Genomic DNA, 17,899 nt, shown 5'->3' on the forward strand with positions numbered 1-17,899 from the left:
TATTAAGGCAAGGGACTAGACCATGCATTTCACCATTCAACGCGAAGCCCTGTTGAAACCCCTGCAACTGGTCGCAGGCGTCGTCGAACGCCGCCAGACCTTGCCGGTACTTTCCAACGTGCTGCTGGTTGTCGAAGGCCAGCAATTGTCGCTGACCGGTACCGACCTGGAAGTCGAGCTGGTCGGTCGTGTGCAACTTGAAGAACCGGCTGATCCGGGTTCCATCACCGTGCCGGCGCGCAAGCTGATGGACATCTGCAAGAGCCTGCCCAACGACGCGCTGATCGACATCAAGGTCGATGAGCAGAAGCTCGTGGTCAAGGCCGGTCGCAGTCGCTTCACCTTGTCGACCCTGCCGGCCAACGATTTCCCGACCGTAGAAGAAGGCCCAGGTTCGCTGACCTGCAGCCTGGACCAGAGCAAATTGCGTCGCCTGATCGAACGCACCAGTTTCGCCATGGCCCAGCAGGACGTGCGTTATTACCTCAACGGCATGCTCCTGGAGGTTTCCGCTGGCGTCATCCGCGCCGTTGCCACCGACGGGCATCGCCTGGCCATGTGCTCGATGCAGGCTGATATCGGTCAGCCTGATCGCCACCAGGTGATCGTGCCGCGTAAAGGTATCCTGGAACTGGCTCGCCTGCTGACCGAGCCGGACGGCAACGTCAGCATCGTGTTGGGCCAGCACCACATCCGCGCCACCACCGGTGAGTTCACCTTCACCTCGAAGCTGGTCGACGGCAAGTTCCCAGACTACGAGCGCGTGCTGCCAAAAGGCGGTGACAAGCTGGTGTTGGGCGATCGCCAGGCCCTGCGCGAAGCCTTCAGCCGTACCGCGATCCTGTCTAACGAGAAGTACCGTGGCATCCGTCTGCAACTGGCCAATGGTCAGCTGAAGATCCAGGCGAACAACCCGGAGCAGGAAGAAGCGGAAGAAGAAGTAGGCGTTGAGTACAACGGCGGCTCCCTGGAAATCGGCTTCAACGTCAGCTACCTGCTCGACGTGCTGGGCGTGATGACCACCGAGCAAGTGCGTCTGATCCTGTCCGACTCCAACAGCAGTGCGCTGGTGCAAGAGTCTGATAACGACGATTCGGCTTACGTTGTCATGCCGATGCGTCTGTAATCATGCCCAGCAGAAGCTAGATGTCCTTAAGTCGCGTCTCGGTCACCGCGGTGCGCAATCTGCACCCGGTGACCTTCTCCCCCTCCCCCCGCATCAATATCCTTTACGGCGCCAACGGCAGCGGCAAAACCAGCGTCCTGGAAGCCGTGCACCTGCTGGGGCTTGCCCGTTCGTTTCGCAGCACCCGCCTGTTACCGGTCATCCAGTACGATCAACTGGCATGCACTGTGTTCGGGCAGGTGGAGCTGGCAGAAGGCGGTCATAGCGCCCTGGGGATCTCGCGGGACCGGCAGGGCGAGTTCCAGATCCGCATCGATGGGCAGAACGCTCGCAGCGCCGCTCAGCTGGCCGAGATCCTGCCATTGCAGTTGATCAACCCGGACAGCTTCCGTCTGTTGGAGGGCGCACCGAAGATTCGTCGGCAATTTCTCGACTGGGGCGTGTTCCACGTGGAACCGCGGTTCATGGCGACTTGGCAACGCCTGCAGAAGGCGTTGCGCCAGCGAAACTCTTGGCTGCGACATGGTACACTTGACGCCGTTTCGCAAGCGGTTTGGGACAGGGAACTGTGCCAGGCCAGCGCTGAAATCGATGAATACCGCCGCGCTTACATCCAAGCCTTGAAACCGGTCTTCGAGCAGACCTTGAGCGAACTGGTTGAGCTTGAGGGCCTGACGCTCAGCTATTACCGAGGCTGGGACAAGGACCGGGAATTGAGCACCGTGCTGGCTGGCTCGTTGCAGCGGGACCAGCAGATGGGCCATACCCAGGCTGGACCGCAACGCGCTGACTTGCGCCTCAGATTGGGCGCGCATAATGCCGCGGACATCTTGTCCCGGGGGCAACAGAAGTTAGTGGTGTGTGCCTTGCGTATTGCCCAAGGACACCTGGTCAGCCAGGCCCGGCGTGGTCAGTGTATTTATCTGGTGGATGACTTGCCGTCCGAGTTGGACGAAGCCCACCGTCGCGCGCTTTGCCGCTTGTTGGAAGACTTACGCTGCCAGGTGTTCATCACCTGTGTAGACCACGAATTATTGAGGGAAGGCTGGCAGACGGAAACGCCAGTCGCCCTGTTCCACGTGGAACAGGGCCGTATCACCCAGACCCACGACCATCGGGAGTGAAGGCATTGAGCGAAGAAAATACGTACGACTCAACGAGCATTAAAGTGCTGAAAGGCCTGGATGCCGTACGCAAACGTCCCGGTATGTACATTGGTGACACCGACGATGGCAGCGGTCTGCACCACATGGTGTTCGAGGTGGTCGACAACTCCATCGACGAAGCCCTCGCCGGCCATTGCGACGACATCAGCATCATCATCCACCCGGATGAGTCCATCACCGTTCGCGATAACGGCCGTGGCATCCCGGTAGATGTGCATAAAGAGGAAGGCGTTTCCGCCGCCGAGGTCATCATGACCGTCCTCCACGCTGGCGGTAAGTTCGACGACAACTCCTACAAGGTCTCCGGCGGTCTGCACGGCGTAGGTGTTTCGGTGGTGAACGCGCTGTCGGAAGAACTGGTCCTGACCGTTCGCCGCAGCGGCAAGATCTGGGAGCAGACCTATATCCACGGCGTGCCCCAGGCACCCATGGCGATCGTTGGCGACAGCGAAACCACAGGCACCCAGATCCACTTCAAGGCTTCGAGCGAAACCTTCAAGAACATCCACTTCAGCTGGGACATCCTGGCCAAGCGGATTCGTGAACTGTCCTTCCTCAACTCCGGTGTCGGCATCGTCCTCAAGGACGAGCGCAGTGGCAAGGAAGAGCTATTCAAGTATGAAGGTGGCTTGCGGGCGTTCGTTGAGTACCTGAACACCAACAAGACCCCGGTCAACCAGGTGTTCCACTTCAACGTCCAGCGTGAAGACGGCATCGGCGTGGAAATCGCCCTTCAGTGGAACGACAGCTTCAACGAGAACCTGTTGTGCTTCACCAACAACATCCCGCAGCGCGATGGCGGTACTCACCTGGTGGGCTTCCGTTCGGCACTGACTCGCAACCTGAACAACTACATCGAACAAGAAGGCCTGGCGAAGAAGCATAAAGTCGCCACCACCGGTGACGATGCCCGTGAAGGCCTTACCGCGATCATCTCGGTGAAGGTGCCGGATCCGAAGTTCAGCTCCCAGACCAAGGACAAGTTGGTGTCTTCCGAAGTGAAGACCGCCGTTGAACAGGAGATGGGCAAGTACTTCTCCGACTTCCTGCTGGAAAACCCGAACGAAGCCAAGCTGGTGGTCGGCAAGATGATCGACGCCGCCCGTGCCCGTGAAGCGGCGCGCAAGGCCCGTGAGATGACCCGCCGCAAAGGCGCGCTGGACATCGCCGGCCTGCCGGGCAAACTGGCTGACTGCCAGGAAAAGGACCCTGCCCTGTCCGAGCTGTACCTGGTGGAAGGTGACTCCGCTGGCGGTTCCGCCAAGCAGGGTCGCAACCGCCGCACCCAGGCCATCCTGCCGCTCAAGGGCAAGATCCTGAACGTCGAGAAGGCGCGTTTCGACAAGATGATTTCCTCCCAGGAAGTCGGCACCTTGATCACGGCGTTGGGCTGCGGCATTGGCCGCGAAGAGTACAACATCGACAAGTTGCGCTATCACAACATCATCATCATGACCGATGCTGACGTCGACGGTTCGCACATCCGTACCCTGCTGCTGACGTTCTTCTTCCGTCAGTTGCCGGAGCTGATCGAGCGCGGCTACATCTACATCGCCCAACCGCCGCTGTACAAGGTCAAGAAAGGCAAGCAAGAGCAATACATCAAAGACGACGACGCCATGGAAGAGTACATGACGCAGTCGGCCCTGGAAGACGCGAGCCTGCACCTTAATGAAGATGCCCCAGGCATTTCCGGTGAAGCCCTCGAGCGCCTGGTGAACGACTTCCGCCTGGTGATGAAGACCCTCAAGCGTCTGTCGCGCCTGTACCCACAGGAACTGACTGAGCACTTCATCTACCTGCCCGCCGTGAGCCTGGAGCAACTGTCCGATCACGCAGCGATGCAAGATTGGCTGGCCCAGTACGAAGTACGCCTGCGCACCGTCGAGAAATCCGGCCTGGTCTACAAAGCCAGCCTGCGTGAAGACCGTGAACGTAACGTCTGGCTGCCGGAGGTCGAGCTGATCTCCCACGGCCTGTCGAACTACGTCACCTTCAACCGCGACTTCTTCGGCAGCAACGACTACAAGACCGTCGTATCCCTGGGTGCGCAACTCAGCACATTGCTGGACGAAGGTGCGTACATCCAACGCGGTGAGCGCAAGAAGTCCGTGACCGAGTTCAAGGAAGCCCTTGAATGGCTGATGGCCGAAAGCACCAAGCGCCACACCATCCAGCGATACAAAGGTCTGGGTGAGATGAACCCGGATCAGCTGTGGGAAACCACCATGGACCCAGGCTCGCGCCGGATGCTGAAAGTCACCATCGAAGACGCCATTGGCGCGGACCAGATCTTCAACACCCTGATGGGTGATGCAGTCGAGCCTCGTCGTGACTTCATCGAGAGCAATGCGCTGGCGGTGTCCAACCTGGATTTCTGATCCCTTCAGTTGCACCGCTCCAAAAAAAGCCAACGCTTATGCGTTGGCTTTTTTTTACATTTGAAAAACCTGCACCGTTTTCAGGCCTGTGGATAAAAAACCGGGTAACTCGGTAACACCTTGGCACAAAGCCTTAACGCTCAATAGGTTAGGAATTGAGTGAGAGCCCCGGATAACGGGGCCTCAGGTTTTTTGGCGCAGAACTTGCGTGTTAAATAAATTACACATCGTTTCTTTAAATTGACAGGGAAGCGGTGGGTACGAGGTGACACGAATAAATCCAACACCAAGGGTAGTCTCAATGAGCGGTACGCAAACTTCCAATCATCTGGAGCAAGGGCTCAAACCCCGGCATGTGACGATGCTATCTATCGCCGGCGTCATCGGCGCTGGCCTTTTCGTGGGCTCCGGCCACGCTATCGCAGCGGCCGGTCCAGCCGTGCTGCTGGCTTACGCTGCAGCGGGTGCCCTTGTGGTGCTAGTGATGCGGATGCTGGGTGAAATGGCAGTGGCATCGCCGGACACCGGTTCCTTCTCCACCTATGCTGACCGTGCGATTGGTCATTGGGCCGGTTTCACCATCGGCTGGCTCTACTGGTGGTTCTGGGTCCTGGTGATTCCGCTGGAAGCCAACGCCGCCGCAACGATCCTGCATGCCTGGTTTCCGAACGTGGCGATCTGGGCCTTCACCTTGGTCATCACCCTGCTGCTGACGGTCACCAACCTGTTCAGCGTGAAAAATTACGGGGAGTTCGAATTCTGGTTCGCCTTGGTCAAGGTGGTGGCGATCATCGGCTTCATTGGCTTGGGTGTGATGGCGATCTTCGGCGTGCTGCCCACCAGCCAGGTCAGCGGTGTTTCGCACCTGTTCGACACCCAGGGCTTCCTGCCCAACGGCATGGGCGCGGTGTTGGGGGCCATCCTGACCACCATGTTTTCGTTCATGGGCACCGAGATCGTGACCATCGCGGCGGCCGAATCGAAGAACCCTGGCCAGCAGATTTCCAAGGCGACCAACTCGGTCATCTGGCGGATTGGCTTGTTCTATCTCGTCTCCATCTTCATCGTCGTTGCCTTGGTGCCGTGGAACGATCCGCTCCTGGCCAGTGTCGGTTCCTACCAGACGGTGCTGGAACGCATGGGCATCCCCAATGCCAAACTGATCGTCGATATCGTCGTCCTGGTGGCAGTCACGAGCTGCCTGAACTCGGCGCTGTATACGGCTTCGCGGATGATGTTCTCGTTGGGCAAGCGTGGTGATGCGCCGGCCGTTTCCCAGCGCACAAACAAGAGCGGTACACCTTACTGGGCGGTGATGCTGTCGACCGGGGCGGCCTTCCTGGCGGTATTCGCCAACTATGTGGCACCGGCTGCTGTGTTTGATTTCCTGCTGGCCAGCTCCGGCGCCATTGCATTGCTGGTGTATCTGGTCATCGCGGTTTCGCAGCTGCGCATGCGCAAACAACGCATGGCGCGTGGTGAAAAAGTCGCTTTCAGCATGTGGCTGTTCCCTGGCCTGACCTACGCGGTGATTGTCTTCATCGTCGGGGCCTTGACCATCATGCTGTTCCAGGAAGCCCATCGCGTGGAAATCCTCGCGACCGGTCTGCTGAGTGTCTTGGTGGTGATATCCGGCGTGCTGGTACAGCGCCGTCGGATCGCAAAAACAGGACGCTGGGTACCGACGATCGGTTGATCCTGTTGTGGCGAGGGGATTTATCCCCGTTGGGCTGCTCAGCAGCCCTAAAGCAGTGAATTCAATCTTCCAGGCACACCGAGTTGCCTGGTTGGGGGCTGCTGTGCAGCCCAGCGGGGATAAATCCCCTCACCACAGATGTATCCAATACCTAACTCGCGACAGACGCTTCGCTCCCCGCCGCCACACTCTCCAATCGATACCCGTACCCATAAATCGTCAGCAATTGCCAACCCCGGTCTGCCGTCAGGCCGAGCTTGTTGCGCAGGCGATAGATATGGGTGTCGAGCGGGCGGGACGAGGTCATTTCCTCGTGGGTCCAGAAGCGTTCGTAGAAATACTCCCGAGACAGCGGCCGGCCCAGGTTGGCGAACAGGCATCGGGCCAGGCGGTATTCCCGCTCGGTCAGGCTGATGGGAATGCCGGCGCGGGTGATGGTCAGCTCGGCGTCGTCGAACGCCAGGTCATTGAACACCAGCACGTCGTTGGCTGGCGCGCGTTGCAGGTTGTGGCGGCGCAGCACAGCGGTGACCCGGGCCTTGAGCTCGTTGGGCCGGAAGGGTTTGCTCACATAGTCGTCAGCACCGGCGTTGAGGGCCTGGACGATGTCGTGCTCGCCGTCGCGACTGGTCAGCATGATGGCGGCCGGTGGTGAATCCATGTGCTCGCGGGTCCAGCGCAGCAATGAAAGCCCGCTGATGTCAGGCAGTTGCCAGTCGAGGATCAACAGGTCGAAGGTTTCCCGGCGCAGTTGCCGCAACAAGTCCTCGCCTCGTTCAAAGCTGTGCAGGGTCCAGGCTTGCTCGCCCCTGCCGGGGATTTGTTGCAGGGTCTGTTCTACCCGGCGCAGCTCGGCCGGTTCATCGTCCAGTATGGCGACACGCATGGAATGCGATTCCTTGATCTCGAGAGTAACGGACATCTTCAGGTGGCAATGAAACGCAGCCGGTGGCGGATTCGTTGTCATTGACCTGTCGCTGGCTGCGACAATACCGGCTCGCGGCACAGAGGGAAAGGCAGCAGCGCGCCACCTATCGAGTCCCGTTATAGTCATGGGCTTTGCAGGCCCGTAAAGAAATCCCCATTCTTGAGGTTGGCCAGGAGGCCTATGAGTAACCAGCGTCGCCGTGAAAGTCGTGAGCCAACCCAGGTCCAGCGGTTGTTTCGTCAGTTGGTGCGGGAGTGGTTGTGGATAAGTTTGTTGCTGTTGCCGCTGACGGCCTTGCTGTCATTGAGCAGCCAAGCGACGGGTAACCATCCAGGCGCTGTGTTGTTGTCGGTGTGTTTGGTGGCCTGTGTATTGGGCTTGTTACTGCTGCGCCCGCACCTGGCCTTGTGGACAACAGTGGGTGGCATGAGCCTGGCTCTGTTGATCAGTGCCGTGCTGGGCGCGCGAGGCTGGTGGTGGTCGCCCATGGCAAGTGTGCTGGGCATCCTGTTCGGCTACCTGATCTGGAATTGGCGCCGCCTGAGCGTGGTACTGGCCTATTTCGGCTGGGAGCTGGCACGCCTGGACGCGGAACCCAAGGTCTTCCCGGAACGTCGCCGCGCCTCCTACACCGGCAGCGACCGCTTGCAGGGGCAGATCATGGCCCTGGAGCAGGCCATGAGTCGAACCCGCGACACCCGACGCTTCATTGCCGACGGCCTGGAATATTTGCCGGTGGCGACCATGATCTGTGACCCTCAAGGCAAGCTGTTGCTCGGCAATCGCAAGGCGCGCGAGTTGTTCGGCCATGGCCTGGCGGGTGGCGACGTGCTGGAGCATCTCGGGCAATTGGGTTACCCAGGGTTGGAGCAGGGGACGCATCACCGGTTATCCACATTGCCCTTGGTGGAGTTTCGCGACATTCGCGAGCGCAGCTTGCGCCTGGAACGGGCGGCGTTGTTGCCGGTTGATGGCGATGCGCCGATTGGCTGGTTGTTGAGCCTCACGGACCTGAGTGCCGAACGTGAGGCTGAAGAACAGCGCAGCGTCATGCTGCGTTTCCTTTCCCATGATTTGCGTGCCCCGCACTCGGCGATCCTTGCATTGCTCGATGTGCAGCGGCATCAGGTCGGTGGGGATAATCCGCTGTTCGACCAGATCGAGCGCCAGGTACGTCGCGCCCTGGACCTGACCGAGGGCTTCGTGCAATTGGCCAAGGCCGAATCCGAGGCGTATCAATTCCAGCCGACGCTGTTCGCCATGCTGGTTCTGGATGTGCTCGACCAGGCGCTGCCCATCGCCCAGGCAAAACGCATCCAGTTGATTCATGAAATAGAGGATGAAGAGGCAATGGTGAGGGCGGATCAGCCGTTGCTGACTCGTGCCCTGTTCAATCTGCTGGAAAATGCCATCAAGTACAGTGTGCCCGACGCCTGCATTTCGCTGCAGGTTCATTGCACCCCGGGCTGGTTGATCTGCAATGTCGCCGACCAGGGCAAAGGCATCAGCGCCGAAGAACTACCAGACCTGTTTAGTCAGTACCGACGGTTTTCCTCGGCTCACGGGGTCGATGGAATTGGCTTGGGGCTGTCGATGGTCAAGGCTGTGGTTGACCATCACGAGGGGAAAATCGAGTGCCATAGCGTGGTGGGTAAAGGCACGACGTTTAGCCTGCGTTTCCCGTTATTGGAAGATTGAAAAGATCGCAGCCTTCGTCTGTATGAGCTGCCGAAGGCTGCGATCTTTGGGTGCTATAAAAAACTTATGCACCTGAAGGTGGGTTTTATGTGTTTAGGAAATATGTATTAAAAACATAGACCTACAGCATAAAAGCACCGGATTTAGAAAAAACGGTACACAGGTTATCCACAGATCTCAAACAGCGAGCTGGTCGGTGGTGGCCGGTGTTGTCGGGGTCGGGGGCAGCGAGCCCATTTCCCGTTGTGTCTGTTCATTCCAGGCTTGGACACGGTCATTGAGGTCGGCGATGGCGCGGGGCCCAGTGCCTTCGGCATACATCGGCGCGCCGATCACCACAGTGATGACGCCTGGTGTTCTGATCCAGCCAGCCTTGGGCCAGAATTTGCCGGCATTGTGTGCAATCGGCAGCACGGGTAGATCGGCGTTCACGGCCAATGCCGAACCGCTACGGGAGAATTTGCCGACGGTTCCATAAGGAACACGGGTGCCCTCGGGGAAGATCAGCACCCAAACGTTATCCTTGAGCAGTTCGTCGCCCTTCTTCGCGACCTGCTTGAGGGCTGCCTTGGGGTTGTCGCGATCGATAGCGATCGGGCGCAGCATCGCCATGGCCCAGCCGAAGAACGGCACGAACAACAGTTCACGCTTGAGTACTTGGCTCAACGGTTCGAAATAGGCCGAGAGAAAGAACGTTTCCCAGGTGCTCTGGTGGTTGGACTGGATCACGCAGGGCCGGTCAGGCACGTTCTCGGCCCCTTTGACCTCATAGCGGATGCCCAGGAACACTTTGCTCAACCACAGTGCGCAGCGGCACCAGTACACATTGATGAAACGGTAGCGCGCCTTGAACGGCAAGAAAGGCGCGATAAAAAAACTCAAGGAGCACCACAGCAAGGAACTGGTGCCCAACAGCAGGTAAAAGAGAAAGGCTCTGATGGCCTGCAATATAGACATAGCGGCATTTACCGTTGCGGGCAATGCCCGCCTGTTCAAGCGCTTCCCGAACAATCCTTGATCAGGTTGTCTTGGGAGCTCTAATTGTGGATAAGTTCAGCGGCAATCGCCGCCAAGTCGTCAAAAATCAAGGTGCCCACCGGTAGGGTCTTGCCCAGAGTCTTCTCGCCTTTCCCGGTCTTTACCAAAACTGGCTGACAATCGACGGCCTTGGCCGCCTCCAGGTCACCGAGGCTGTCGCCGACGAACCACACACCCGCCAGTGTCACGCCGTAATGCGTGGCAATGGTTTTCAACATGCCCGGCTTGGGTTTGCGGCAATCGCAACCTTCGTCCGGCCCATGCGGGCAATAAACGATCAGCCCGACTTCCCCGCCCTGCTCCGCCACCAATGCACGCAGGTGCTCGTGCATGGCTTCGAGCACGGCGAGGTCATAATAACCGCGGGCAATGCCCGACTGGTTGGTGGCAACCGCCACCGTCCAGCCGGCCTTGCTCAACTGCGCGATGGCTTCGATCGAACCGGGTAGCGGCAACCACTCCTCCACCGATTTGATGTAAGCGTCGGAGTCGTGATTGATCACCCCGTCCCGATCGAGAATCAGCAGTTTCAACAGCAGCTCCTCAACCCAGCACGGAAATATCGGCAATATTGAGGAACAGGCTGCGCAGGCGTGCCAGCAATGCATAACGATTCTTGCGAACGTCTTCGTTGTCCGCATTCACCATCACGGCTTCAAAGAACGCATCGACCGGCTCGCGCAGTGCCGCCAGGCGCGCCAGTGCCTCGGCATAATCGCGTTTTTCCATGAGCGGTTGTACCGACGCATACGCCTGTTGAATCGCCGAGTTGAGCGAAAACTCGGCGGCATTATCAAAGTAACGTGCTTCAACGGCTTTGACGGAAGGCTCGGCCTTGCTCAGCAGGTTCGACACACGCTTGTTCACCGATGCCAGCGCTGCCGCTTCCGGCAATTTGCGGAACGCCTGCACCGCTTGTACACGCTGGTCGAAGTCCAGGGCCGAACCTGGTTTCAGGGCACGCACCGACAGATAGGTAGCAACATCGACGCCTTCGTCTTCATAACGCGCACGCAGGCGGTCGAAGATGAACTCCAGCACCGCATCGGCCAGGCCGGCAGACTTGACCTTGCTGCCGAACGCATTGACGGCGAATGCCACGGCGTCGTTCAGGTCCAGGTCCAGCTGCTTGTCGATCAGGATCCGCAACACACCCAGCGCCGCACGACGCAAGGCATAAGGGTCTTTGCTGCCGGTGGGCAGCATGCCGATACCGAAGATGCCGACCAGGGTGTCGAGCTTGTCAGCGATCGCCACGGCCGCACCGGTCAGGGTGGTCGGCAGCTCGGCGCCGGCACCGCGGGGCATGTACTGCTCGTTCAGTGCCAGGGCCACGTCCTGCGGCTCGCCATCGTTGAGGGCGTAGTAGTAACCGGCGACGCCTTGCATCTCTGGGAACTCACCGACCATCTCGGTGGACAGGTCGCACTTGGACAGGATGCCGGCACGGGCTGCGCGCTGGGCGTCGCCGCCGATGCGTGGGGCGATGAACGCGGCCAGTTTCGATACGCGTTCGGCCTTGTCATAGACGCTGCCGAGTTTTTCCTGGAACACCACGTTGCGCAGACGCTCGTTGAAGCTTTCCAGCGGCTGCTTCTTGTCTTGCTTGAAGAAGAACTCGGCATCGGTCAGGCGCGGGCGGACGACTTTTTCGTTACCGGCGATGATCTGCTGCGGGTCCTTGCTTTCGATGTTGGCGACCGTGATGAAGCGCGGCAGCAACTTGCCTTCGGCGTCCAGCAGGCAGAAGTACTTCTGGTTGTCCTGCATGGTGGTGATCAGCGCTTCCTGCGGCACTTCAAGGAAACGTTCCTCGAACGAGCACACCAGCGGCACTGGCCATTCCACCAACGCTGTCACTTCGTCCAGCAGGTTGGCCGGCACGATGGCGGTGCCTTCCTGCAGGGTGGCCAGCTCTTCGGTGCGCTTGCTGATCAGTGCGCGGCGCTCGTTGGCGTCGGCCAGCACGTAGGCGGCACGCAGGTCGGCCAGGTAGTTGGCCGGCGAGGTGATGCGCACGCTCTGTGGATGATGGAAGCGGTGACCGCGGGAATCGCGACCGGCCTTCTGGGCCAGGATCGTGCAATCGATGACCTGGTCACCGAGCAACATCACCAGCCACTGGGTTGGACGTACGAATTCTTCCTTGCGCGCGGCCCAGCGCATGCGCTTGGGGATCGGCAAGTCATTGAGGGAGTCTTCGACGATGGTCGGCAACAGGCTGGCGGTCGGCTTGCCCTTGATGCTCTGGCTATAGCGCAGCTTCGGGCCGCTCTGGTCGATTTCGCTCAGGTCCACGCCGCACTTCTTGGCGAAGCCCAGGGCGGCCTGGGTCGGGTTGCCGTCGGCATCGAACGCGGCCTGGCGTGGCGGGCCGTCGAGGTTGATGCTGCGGTCTGGCTGCTGGGTCGCCAGGGCGGTGATCAGCACGGCCAGGCGGCGCGGCGCGGCGTACACCTGTTTGGCTTCGTAGCTCAGGCCGGCAGCTTGCAGGCCTTTGTCGATACCGGCCAGGAACGCATCGGCCAGGGTGTTCAGGGCTTTGGGTGGCAGTTCTTCGGTGCCCAGTTCAACCAGAAAATCTTGAGCACTCATTGTGCAGCCTCCAGCTTAGCCAACACTTCATCACGCAGGTCCGGGGTCGCCATCGGGAAGCCCAGCTTGGCACGGGCCAGCAGGTAGGCTTGCGCAACGGAACGCGCCAGGGTGCGCACACGCAGGATGTATTGCTGGCGCGCGGTCACGGAAATCGCCCGGCGCGCATCCAGCAGGTTGAAGGTATGGGACGCCTTCAACACCATTTCATAGCTTGGCAACGGCAGCGGCTGGTCCAGCTCGATCAGGCGCTTGGCTTCGCTTTCATAGAAATCGAACAGCTCGAACAGCTTGTCGACGTTGGCGTGTTCGAAGTTGTAGGTCGACTGTTCCACTTCGTTCTGGTGGAACACGTCGCCGTAGGTCACCTTGCCGAACGGACCGTCGGCCCACACCAGGTCGTAGACCGAATCCACACCCTGCAGGTACATGGCCAGGCGTTCGAGGCCGTAGGTGATTTCGCCGGTGACCGGGTAGCACTCGATGCCGCCCGCCTGCTGGAAGTAGGTGAACTGGGTCACTTCCATGCCGTTGAGCCAGACTTCCCAGCCCAGGCCCCAGGCGCCCAGGGTTGGCGACTCCCAGTTGTCTTCGACGAAACGGATGTCGTGCACCAGTGGGTCGAGGCCCACGTGCTTGAGGGAGCCCAGGTACAGCTCCTGGAAGTTTTCCGGGTTCGGCTTCAGCACGACCTGGAACTGGTAGTAGTGCTGCAGGCGGTTCGGGTTTTCGCCGTAGCGGCCGTCAGTCGGGCGGCGGCTGGGCTGCACATAAGCGGCGTTCCAGGTTTCCGGGCCGATGGCACGCAGAAACGTGGCAGTGTGGAAAGTGCCGGCGCCTACTTCCATATCGTAGGGCTGAAGTACCACGCAACCTTGCTCGGCCCAGTATTGCTGGAGGGCGAGGATCAAGTCTTGGAAGGTACGCACGGCTGGCGTAGGCTGGCTCACGAAATTCACCTGTTTCTTGGGCTGCGATTTAAAGAGCGGGAGTATACCCGATTCGTTCGTGCGCACGCCCCCTGGAGCCTTATGCCACGCTGCTTTTGGTGTTCTGACGATCCTTTGTACATGGCTTATCACGATCAGGAGTGGGGCACGCCGCTGCGCGATGCGCAGGGTTTGTTCGAGTTGCTTTTGCTCGAAGGGTTCCAGGCCGGTCTGTCCTGGATCACCGTTTTGCGTAAACGCGAGCGCTACCGGGAAGTGTTGTACGGCTTCGATGTGCAGCGCGTGGCGCAGATGAGCGACGCGGAAATCGATGAGCTGATGCTCGACCCCGGCATCATCCGCAACCGCCTCAAACTCAAGGCCGCCCGCCGCAACGCCCAGGCCTGGCTGGCCCTGGAGGATCCGGTGGCGTTCCTCTGGTCGTTCGTCGGCGATAAACCCATCATCAACCATTTCAAGGACCGCAGCGAAGTGCCGGCCATCACGCCCGAGGCTCTGGCAATGAGCAAAGGTCTGAAAAAGGCCGGGTTCACCTTCGTCGGGCCGACCATTTGCTACGCCTTGATGCAGGCCTCGGGCATGGTCATGGACCACACTCAGGACTGCGACCGCTACGCCGAGCTGGCAAACGGCGGTTAGAATAGCCGGCTCGCAACACGGCCCATACATTCAGGAGTGACCTGTGGATAAGTTGAAAGGCGCCTTGCTGGTCGGCGCTCTGCGGTTGTTTGCGCTGCTGCCCTGGCGAGCGGTGCAGGCAGTGGGCTCGGCGATTGGCTGGCTCATGTGGAAATTTCCCAACCGTTCCCGCGACGTGGTGCGGATCAACCTCGCCAAATGTTTTCCCGAGATGGACCCGGCCGAGCGCGAACGCCTAGTGGGCCAGAGCCTCAAGGACATTGGCAAATCCCTGACCGAAAGCGCCTGCGCCTGGATCTGGCCGGCCCAGCGTTCCATCGAACTGGTGCGTGAAGTCGAAGGCCTGGAGGTGCTGAAAGAAGCCCTGGCCTCCGGCAAAGGTGTGGTGGGTATCACCAGCCACCTGGGCAATTGGGAAGTGCTCAACCACTTTTATTGCAGCCAGTGCAAACCGATCATTTTCTACCGCCCGCCCAAGCTCAAGGCGGTGGATGAATTGCTGCAAAAGCAACGCGTTCAGTTGGGCAACAAGGTCGCCGCATCGACCAAGGAAGGCATCCTCAGTGTCATCAAGGAAGTGCGCAAAGGCGGCCAGGTAGGCATCCCCGCCGACCCGGAACCGGCCGAATCCGCCGGTATCTTCGTGCCTTTCTTCGCCACCCAGGCCTTGACCAGCAAGTTCGTGCCGAACATGCTCGCCGGCGGCAAAGCGGTCGGCGTCTTCCTCCACGCCCTGCGCCTGCCGGACGGCTCCGGCTACAAAGTCATCCTCGAAGCCGCGCCCGAGGCCATGTACAGCACCGACACCGAAACCGCCTGCGCCGCCATGAGCCAAGTGGTGGAGCGCTACGTGCGGGCCTACCCCAGCCAGTACATGTGGAGCATGAAACGCTTCAAGAAACGCCCGCCTGGCGAGGCGCGGTGGTACTGAAGCACACCACCGATCCTTGTGGGAACGAACTTGCTCGCGATAGCGGCCTAACAGCCGCCGCATAAACAACTGACTCCATCCTTCCCCCGTGGCGAGGGAGCTTGCTCCCGCTGGGCTGCGAAGCAGCCCCAACCGACCAGGCGCACAATCCAACGGAGGCGAAATGGATAACGCTCCAGGCAAACGCGTCATCGTCATCGGTGCGGGCATCGTAGGCGCATCCCTGGCCTACCACCTGGCGACCAAAGGCGCGAAAGTCACTGTGGTCGAGGCCGAAGGTATCGCGTCAGGCGTGACCGGCAGCTCATTCGCCTGGATCAACACCTCCCATGGCGAACCCGACCCCATTGCGCCATTGCGCGGTGCTGCCATCCAGGAATACCGCCGACTCGAAACGCAACTGCCTGGCCTGAAGATCCGCTGGACTGGCGCCCTCTCTTACGGCTCGAGTTCAACAGCGTCGGCTAGCCGGATATCCCAATCACAGATCCGTGAACTTGAGCCGAACCTCAAGAACCCTCCTCAGCAAGCTTCGTATGCGGCGGAAGAAGGAGCGCTGGACGCCGTAGCAGCAACCCATGCGCTGATCGCCGGTGCTCAAGCGAATGGCGCGAAAGTGCTCACTCAAACGTCGGTTCTCGGCTTTAAAACCCAGGGTTCCACCGTGTGGGGCGTTGAAACCGCCACGGGCGTCATTGAAGCCGATATCGTCGTATTGGCAGCCGGCACAGGCATCACGAAGCTGGCCGACCTGCTTGAAGTCTGCCTGCCCATAGACGCCTCCCCGGCAATTTTCATCCGCTACACCTCGCCACCCAACCTGGTACGCAGCCTCATTTCCAGCCCTGAAATGGAAGTGAGGCAAACCCCGGAGGGTGCGTTGCTGGCGGCCGAAGACTATCTGGACGACGCCTTGGAAAACCAACCATCGGAGATCGCGCTGCGCACCGCCAACGCCATCAAAAGCGAACTCCACGGCGTCGTCTCCCTGGACCTACAATCGGCTCGCGTCGGATACAGACCCATGCCTGCTGATGACATCCCCATCATTGGTTATCTTCCGCAGGTTGGCGGCGTATACGTGTGCGTCATGCACCCCGGCGTAACCCTGGCCGCGATCGTGGGTCGTCTTGCCAGTGAAGATATCGTCGGCGACAAGGCTTGCTCGGCCCTCAACCCCTGTCGTCCGGATCGATTTTTCCAAGCTCGGTGAGGGGGAAATGGCCTAAGCTCGCTTACTCCCAAATCAGCCAAGGAAGCGACAATGGGCATTCAAGGTAATAAAGACAGTCAGATCGATAACATCGAGTTCAATGTCAGCGACATCGCCCGCAGCAAAGCCTTCTATGCAAGCGTGTTCGGCTGGAGTTTCGTCGACTACGGCCCGACCTATACCGAATTCAGCGACGGTCGCCTGACCGGTGGTTTCACGACCGGTGAACCGGTGCGCCCGGGTGGTCCGTTGATCATCTTGTACGCGGATGACCTTGAGGCTACCCAACTCCGGCTCAAGGCCGCGGGGGCGCTCATCAGCCGTGAAGTGTTCGCGTTCCCGGGTGGAAGGCGTTTCCACTTCATCGACCCGGATGGCTATGAGCTGGCGGTGTGGTCGGCTTCCTGATGGTTGATTGATCACGAGGAGGCGCAAAGCCTCAATCGTGTCCATGATTAAGGGCCTGCGATATCGGCGACGTTGGGATGGCAAAGCCATCCCTCGATCCGTCGGATTACCGTCCAGTCAGAAATATCGCACTTCCTCTGGCTCATTAATCAAGGAGTCCCCCTCATGAACATCGACTTCACCGGCCGTCACGTCCTCGTCACCGGCTCCACCAGCGGTATCGGTTTTGCCACAGCCAAAGGCTTCCTCGAAGCCGGCGCCCACGTGGTTATCAACGGTCGCAGCGGGAGCAGCGTGGAGGACGCGTTGCAGCGCTTGGGCGCCCTCGCTTCAAGGGCCGATGGCTTTGTTGGCGATCTGAGCAACGCGCCGGGCTGCGAGGCACTGATCGCCAAATACCCACGCTTCGATATCGTCATCAACAATCTGGGCATTTTCAAACTGGAAGACTTTTTCGAAACGCCGGACAGCGAATGGCAGCGCTTCTTCGAAACCAACGTAATGTCCGGCGTGCGGGTTTCCAGGGCCTACGCGCCGGGCATGGTCGAGCGGGGTTGGGGGCGGATTGTGTTTGTTTCGTCGGAGTCGGGCGTGAACATTCCTGCCGACATGATTCACTACGGCTTCACCAAGACCGCCCAGCTGTCCATCGCTCGTGGCCTGGCCAAGCGCCTGGCTGGCACAGGCGTTACGGTGAACTCGGTGCTGCCTGGGCCGACGCTGTCCGAAGGGGTTGCCCAGATGCTCCAGGCAGATGTCGAGCGCACCGGGGACAGCCTGGAAAAGGTCGCGGCGGATTTCGTCAATGAGCACCGCAGCACCTCGATCATCCAGCGCGCGGCGCGCGTCGAGGAAGTCGCCAACATGATCATCTATGCCAGCTCGGAACAGGCCTCGGCCACCACTGGCGCGGCGTTGCGGGTTGATGGGGGTGTGGTGGATAGCATCGTTTAGGATCCCGCGACACGTTGCAAAAAAACGCCGCTTCCTCATGAGAGATAAGCGGCGTTTTTTGTTTTGGAGACAACATGGGTTGATTCGACCGGCTTTGGCGTGGTGAAGGGCTTGTTCAGCTCACTCTGTTTTCGATCAGTCGATCCGAGCCACCTTCGGCTACGCGGTTTTCGATC

At 59.8% G+C, this 17,899-nt stretch carries 15 protein-coding genes; 10 read left to right on the forward strand and 5 right to left on the reverse strand.

Annotated features, from left to right (window positions below; translation table 11 throughout):
* The first annotated feature begins 22 nt into the window (after positions 1 to 22).
* The 4 genes from dnaN (at position 23) to gabP (ending at position 6,369) form a co-directional block, all read left to right on the forward strand.
* Positions 23 to 1,126: a DNA polymerase III subunit beta gene (gene dnaN / locus BLT00_RS18965; protein ID WP_003196145.1), complete on the forward strand. Its 1,104-nt coding sequence runs from the start codon at positions 23 to 25 to the stop codon at positions 1,124 to 1,126.
* A gap of 20 nt (positions 1,127 to 1,146) precedes the next feature.
* Positions 1,147 to 2,250, forward strand: a complete 1,104-nt coding sequence (gene recF, locus BLT00_RS18970; RefSeq protein ID WP_092147500.1) for a DNA replication/repair protein RecF — start codon at positions 1,147 to 1,149, stop codon at positions 2,248 to 2,250.
* Positions 2,251 to 2,255: 5 nt separating this feature from the next.
* On the forward strand, positions 2,256 to 4,673 hold the full coding sequence (gene gyrB / locus BLT00_RS18975) for a DNA topoisomerase (ATP-hydrolyzing) subunit B (protein ID WP_063323652.1): 2,418 nt from the start codon (positions 2,256 to 2,258) through the stop codon (positions 4,671 to 4,673).
* A 301-nt stretch (positions 4,674 to 4,974) separates the two neighbouring features.
* Positions 4,975 to 6,369: a GABA permease gene (gene gabP, locus BLT00_RS18980; protein WP_092147497.1), complete on the forward strand. Its 1,395-nt coding sequence runs from the start codon at positions 4,975 to 4,977 to the stop codon at positions 6,367 to 6,369.
* A gap of 151 nt (positions 6,370 to 6,520) precedes the next feature.
* Here gabP and BLT00_RS18985 read toward each other — a convergent pair whose 3' ends face one another.
* The gene (locus tag BLT00_RS18985) at positions 6,521 to 7,255 is read right to left on the reverse strand and encodes a response regulator transcription factor (protein WP_072343733.1); all 735 of its coding nucleotides are present in this window, start codon (positions 7,253 to 7,255) and stop codon (positions 6,521 to 6,523) included.
* A 222-nt stretch (positions 7,256 to 7,477) separates the two neighbouring features.
* Here BLT00_RS18985 and BLT00_RS18990 point away from each other — a divergent pair, with 222 nt between their 5' ends.
* Positions 7,478 to 8,995 carry a sensor histidine kinase gene (locus tag BLT00_RS18990; protein ID WP_092147494.1) on the forward strand — a complete coding sequence of 506 codons (1,518 nt, stop codon included), beginning with the start codon at positions 7,478 to 7,480 and terminating at the stop codon, positions 8,993 to 8,995.
* 177 nt (positions 8,996 to 9,172) lie between these two features.
* Here the strand turns inward: BLT00_RS18990 and BLT00_RS18995 are convergent, their stop codons facing one another.
* The 4 genes from BLT00_RS18995 to glyQ all read right to left on the reverse strand — a co-directional run bounded on the left by BLT00_RS18995 (position 9,173) and on the right by glyQ (position 13,578).
* On the reverse strand, positions 9,173 to 9,952 hold the full coding sequence (locus tag BLT00_RS18995) for a lysophospholipid acyltransferase family protein (protein ID WP_063323648.1): 780 nt from the start codon (positions 9,950 to 9,952) through the stop codon (positions 9,173 to 9,175).
* A gap of 80 nt (positions 9,953 to 10,032) precedes the next feature.
* Positions 10,033 to 10,572: a D-glycero-beta-D-manno-heptose 1,7-bisphosphate 7-phosphatase gene (gmhB, locus tag BLT00_RS19000; protein ID WP_161951759.1), complete on the reverse strand. Its 540-nt coding sequence runs from the start codon at positions 10,570 to 10,572 to the stop codon at positions 10,033 to 10,035.
* Positions 10,573 to 10,576: 4 nt separating this feature from the next.
* Positions 10,577 to 12,628, reverse strand: a complete 2,052-nt coding sequence (glyS, locus tag BLT00_RS19005; protein WP_063323646.1) for a glycine--tRNA ligase subunit beta — start codon at positions 12,626 to 12,628, stop codon at positions 10,577 to 10,579.
* Positions 12,625 to 13,578 carry a glycine--tRNA ligase subunit alpha gene (gene glyQ, locus BLT00_RS19010; protein ID WP_022641565.1) on the reverse strand — a complete coding sequence of 318 codons (954 nt, stop codon included), beginning with the start codon at positions 13,576 to 13,578 and terminating at the stop codon, positions 12,625 to 12,627. Before glyQ ends, glyS begins: the two co-directional genes overlap by 4 nt.
* An 81-nt stretch (positions 13,579 to 13,659) precedes the next feature.
* Between glyQ and BLT00_RS19015 the strand changes: the two genes are divergently transcribed.
* From BLT00_RS19015 to BLT00_RS19035, 5 genes are all read left to right on the forward strand, one after another.
* Positions 13,660 to 14,217, forward strand: coding sequence for a DNA-3-methyladenine glycosylase I (locus BLT00_RS19015; RefSeq protein ID WP_063323645.1), 558 nt, complete (start codon positions 13,660 to 13,662; stop codon positions 14,215 to 14,217).
* A gap of 43 nt (positions 14,218 to 14,260) precedes the next feature.
* Positions 14,261 to 15,148, forward strand: coding sequence for a lysophospholipid acyltransferase (locus tag BLT00_RS19020; protein WP_072397575.1), 888 nt, complete (start codon positions 14,261 to 14,263; stop codon positions 15,146 to 15,148).
* A 163-nt stretch (positions 15,149 to 15,311) separates the two neighbouring features.
* Positions 15,312 to 16,361, forward strand: coding sequence for an NAD(P)/FAD-dependent oxidoreductase (locus BLT00_RS19025; protein ID WP_092147491.1), 1,050 nt, complete (start codon positions 15,312 to 15,314; stop codon positions 16,359 to 16,361).
* A gap of 51 nt (positions 16,362 to 16,412) precedes the next feature.
* Positions 16,413 to 16,769 carry a VOC family protein gene (locus BLT00_RS19030; RefSeq protein WP_092147488.1) on the forward strand — a complete coding sequence of 119 codons (357 nt, stop codon included), beginning with the start codon at positions 16,413 to 16,415 and terminating at the stop codon, positions 16,767 to 16,769.
* Positions 16,770 to 16,934: 165 nt separating this feature from the next.
* Positions 16,935 to 17,723: an SDR family NAD(P)-dependent oxidoreductase gene (locus BLT00_RS19035; RefSeq protein ID WP_092147485.1), complete on the forward strand. Its 789-nt coding sequence runs from the start codon at positions 16,935 to 16,937 to the stop codon at positions 17,721 to 17,723.
* Positions 17,724 to 17,899: the final 176 nt, after the last annotated feature.

Origin of the sequence: Pseudomonas sp. NFACC51 (genome assembly GCF_900103575.1) — a bacterium.
GTDB lineage: Bacteria > Pseudomonadota > Gammaproteobacteria > Pseudomonadales > Pseudomonadaceae > Aquipseudomonas > Aquipseudomonas fluorescens_Q.